The organism is Paenibacillus sp. N119s (assembly GCF_059447605.1).
This window is the reverse complement of the sequence record NZ_JCAJRU010000351.1, coordinates 1-3,616: the sequence shown is the minus strand read 5'-3', so window position 1 is coordinate 3,616 and position 3,616 is coordinate 1. Positions and strand designations below refer to the sequence as shown.

Here is a 3,616-nt window from a genome sequence, read left to right as displayed (position 1 = left end):
ATTACGACGTACTCACTGCTGCCCGTCACGTTATCTTCCATGTCCTTTTCCTCCCTGAGAGCCGAAGCTATACTTTTTATGATGGAGATTTAAGCTTGTTTTGTCAACTACATGCTTCCCCCGCTGCCTGCAACAATTAGTGCGTCCTGTGCCATACTATGTGTGCAGTCTCATCTATCAACGAAAGGAACAGATTTGATGGAAAACTATCGTCCCGCTAATCTCAGTCCTGCTCAGATCGAACAGCTTCAACGATTGGAACATGAATTTACCGAGCTGACAGGTGAACCCCTAGTGCTGATCGCTTATGCCTCGCGAAACGGGAGGACAACTTCCTCTTCTTCAGTCCATGGCACCTCTACTACAAAGTAAATAGGACAAAAAGAAAAGGCCGTGAATAAAATTCACGGTCTTTTCAGCGCATTGGGAATATGTAAGAAATCTTATTTAATTCCGTCTTTGAGCGCTTTACCCGGTTTGAATGCCGGAATTTTGCTCGCAGGGATTTCGATTTCTTCTCCTGTTTGCGGGTTACGTCCTTTACGTGCGGAACGTTCACGAACCTCAAAGTTCCCGAAACCTACCAGTTGTACCTTGTCTCCGTTTTGCAATGCTCCAGCGATCGCTTCAAATACTGCATCGATTGCTTTCGTTACGTCCTTTTTGGACAATTCAGTGCTCTCAGAAACCTGATTGATCAAATCCGTTTTATTCAATATATTCACCTCCCAATTCAAGTGTAGTCCAGCATTAAGGTTATCGGTGTGACCACCAATAATGAAGTCGCCTGTATAAAATAACCCGGGCGGCATACTGCCTTCCATAATGTTATCATCTGTTTCCGTTTCGTCGTTAAATATACATATAATATACCTAACCACCGCCATATAGGCCGAAACTGGCGTTTTATGGCACCCTTCTTGCGTGGAACAAGGTTTATAGTAATACAGTCCACAGACAATTTCAAGTACGACGACGGTTCAGCACGTAAAAAGTAACAGCCAGCGCAAGCACCAGCACTACTCCTTTGACAATGTCATGGGCAAAATATTGCACATTCATCATCGTCAGTCCATTAACCAATACGCCGATTAACACCGCACCAATAAATGTACCAATGACATTGGGTTTACCCGCACCAAACACAGAAAAGCCAACGAATACTGCAGCTACCGCCTCCATGAGCAAAGGAGAGCCAGCGTCAATTTGGCCCGAACCTACACGCGAGGCATACAAAATACCAGCAATGGCTGCAAATACGCCTGAAGCCACATAGGCCAGCGTGCGAACTTTTTTTACCCGTATGCCCGACAGACGAGCAGCCTCCTCATTTCCACCAGTTACATACATCTGTCGCCCGTGCTTCGTGTAGGTCAAAAAAACATGCACCGCCGCCACAGCTAGCAACAGTAGAATAACCGATATCGGAATACCCAACCATTTACCTTGTCCTAGTAAAAGAAATGCTGGAGATATCTCCCCTGGAGCCTTGCTGCCATCAGGAAACTGCATATGATTGTAGATGGTATAGCCCTGTGCGTACGTCTGATGAATCCCGCTTACAATGTACATAATGGCTAGAGTTGCGAGCAAATCGGGGATACGCAGTTTAATAATCAATAGTGAATTTAGCAGTCCCACCAAAGCTCCTACGATCAGAGACACAATAATGACCACTGCAACGGGCTGTTCATACCAGACCATCAACGAGGCTGAGACAACTGTCGTCAAAGATACTGTTGCACCAACCGACAGATCAAAACCATCTACGATAAGTGACAACGTCACACCAATGGCCACGAAAGTAACAATTGCAATTGAGCCAAGAATATCCATTAAATTATCATACGTCCAAAAATAAGGTAAGGTAGCTGAGAAAAACGCCAACACACCTATAATGACAACTACAGCACCGTAACGAAATGAGACATTTAACCATTTTTCCTTCATGAATGCACCTCTTCACCGCCGCTGGCGTACAACAGAAGCTGTTCCTGTTCAACTTCGCCTCGCGCAAATTCCCTTATTATTTTGCCGTCATACATCACTGCGATCCGATCACCTATGCCAATACCTTCCGCAAATTCACAGGTAAGATAAATGATTGCTTTTCCTTGTGCAGCCAGCTCACCGATAATACGGAAAATATCGCTTTTGGCCCCTATATCTACACCCTTCGTTGGCTCGTCAAAAACAAATACATCCGCCCCGGAATGAAGCCACTTCCCTATCGCAACCTTTTGTTGATTCCCACCACTCAAATACTTAACATACTGGCGTAGTGAAGGCGTCTTAATACCAAGAGAGGCGACAACCTCATTACCGTTATTACGTTCTTTCAGCCGACTGATGAAACCAAGAACACTGAGCTTGCCTAAGAGTGGAAGACTGAGGTTTCGTTCCACACTCTCCTCAATCAGCACCCCCTGCTTGCGCCGCTCCTCGGGAATAGACACAATTCCTTGTGCTACCGCGTCCGCAGGCTCTCGCAAACGAATGAAGTGCCCTTTGAAGGTCAACTCCCCTTCGTCCAGCTTGTCTGCTCCTGTAAGCAGCCGTGACAGCTCCGTCTTGCCCGCACCGACCAAACCCACAATCGACAGAATTTCACCGCGTCTGACCTGTAAATCAACACCGTGCACCCGCAATCCCTTACGGAGCCCTCTTGCTTCGAATACCGTTTCACCAATGGGTACCTCTGTTTTGGGAAATTCCTCATCAAATGTTTTCCCAAGCATATGCGTAACAATGTCACCTGCACTTAAATCAGAGACAGACCCCGTAAACACTTTTTCACCGTCACGCATCACCGTAATGCGGTCACTGTGCTCAATGACCTCTGGCAACCGGTGCGTGATGAGAATGCATGCTACTCCCTCATCCTTGAGGGTATGAATGGTGCGGAACAAACGTCGTGTTTCTTCCTCGCTCAGCGGAGCCGTTGGCTCATCAAAAATGATAGTATTCGCTTGCTGCGTCAAAATCCGTGCAATGAGTACAAGCTGCTTTTCTGCCAACGTCAGTTCAGACACGTATCGCCGGACATTTATATTAACTTCCAGACGTGCTAACGCTTCACGTGCTCGCCTGCGCATGGATGCGGGTGCAGCCCACCATTGACCCTCAGGTGCAGACAAATCGTCCATTACAATGTTTTCAGCGACGGTTAACTGAGGTACAAGCGCCGAATCAACTTCTTGATACACACAATGAATTCCGGCTCTTTTGGCTTCCCACGGTGAACGAATAATCAGTTCCTTGCCATTCACTACGATCGCTCCCTGATCGAAACGATACGCACCAGACAAGATTTTCATTAATGTGCTTTTACCTGCACCGTTGGCACCTAGCAGAGCGTGAATTTCGCCACCCTGCACCGTAAAATCCACGGCACGCAGCGCAGCTACACCAGCAAACTGTTTGCTGATTTTTTTCATATCCAATGTGTATACTTGTGAACTCATGGTGCCCCCTCACTCCCGCTTATGATAAAAGCGCGCCGAAGCGCGCCTTTGTATTTGCGTTATGCAGCAATTTTATTTTGACGTTTCATATTCCTTCATCCAATCCTTGTAGCCCTGCTCGCTTTTGCCCCATCCTTTCACATATTGAGACA

General features: G+C 46.7%; 4 protein-coding genes. 1 reads left to right on the top strand and 3 read right to left on the bottom strand.

Annotated elements, in window-relative coordinates; genetic code table 11:
- The first annotated feature begins 198 nt into the window (after window positions 1–198).
- Complete coding sequence (locus tag AC5V8P_RS24310) at window positions 199–372, top strand: hypothetical protein (protein ID WP_196771838.1); 174 nt, start codon at window positions 199–201, stop codon at window positions 370–372.
- Between the two features lie 71 nt (window positions 373–443).
- On the opposite strand, the gene AC5V8P_RS24305 is transcribed toward AC5V8P_RS24310, so the two are convergent.
- The 3 genes from AC5V8P_RS24305 to AC5V8P_RS24295 all read right to left on the bottom strand — a co-directional run bounded on the left by AC5V8P_RS24305 (window position 444) and on the right by AC5V8P_RS24295 (window position 3,464).
- Window positions 444–716 (bottom strand): HU family DNA-binding protein, encoded by a 273-nt coding sequence (locus AC5V8P_RS24305; RefSeq protein ID WP_014599981.1) that lies wholly within the window; start codon window positions 714–716, stop codon window positions 444–446.
- Between the two features lie 247 nt (window positions 717–963).
- A complete protein-coding gene (locus tag AC5V8P_RS24300; protein ID WP_064796392.1) occupies window positions 964–1,950 on the bottom strand; it encodes an ABC transporter permease in 987 nt (328 codons plus the stop codon).
- On the bottom strand, window positions 1,947–3,464 hold the full coding sequence (locus AC5V8P_RS24295) for a sugar ABC transporter ATP-binding protein (protein ID WP_064796391.1): 1,518 nt from the start codon (window positions 3,462–3,464) through the stop codon (window positions 1,947–1,949). Before AC5V8P_RS24295 ends, AC5V8P_RS24300 begins: the two co-directional genes overlap by 4 nt.
- Between the last annotated feature and the right edge of the window lie 152 nt (window positions 3,465–3,616).

Excerpts from the sequence above, each read along its gene's own strand:
- AC5V8P_RS24295 (WP_064796391.1), bottom strand. The coding sequence starts at position 3,464 with ATGAGTTCACAAGTATACACATTGGATATGAAAAAAATCAGCAAACAG.
- AC5V8P_RS24310 (WP_196771838.1), top strand. The coding sequence starts at position 199 with ATGGAAAACTATCGTCCCGCTAATCTCAGTCCTGCTCAGATCGAACAG.
- AC5V8P_RS24300 (WP_064796392.1), bottom strand. The coding sequence starts at position 1,950 with ATGAAGGAAAAATGGTTAAATGTCTCATTTCGTTACGGTGCTGTAGTT.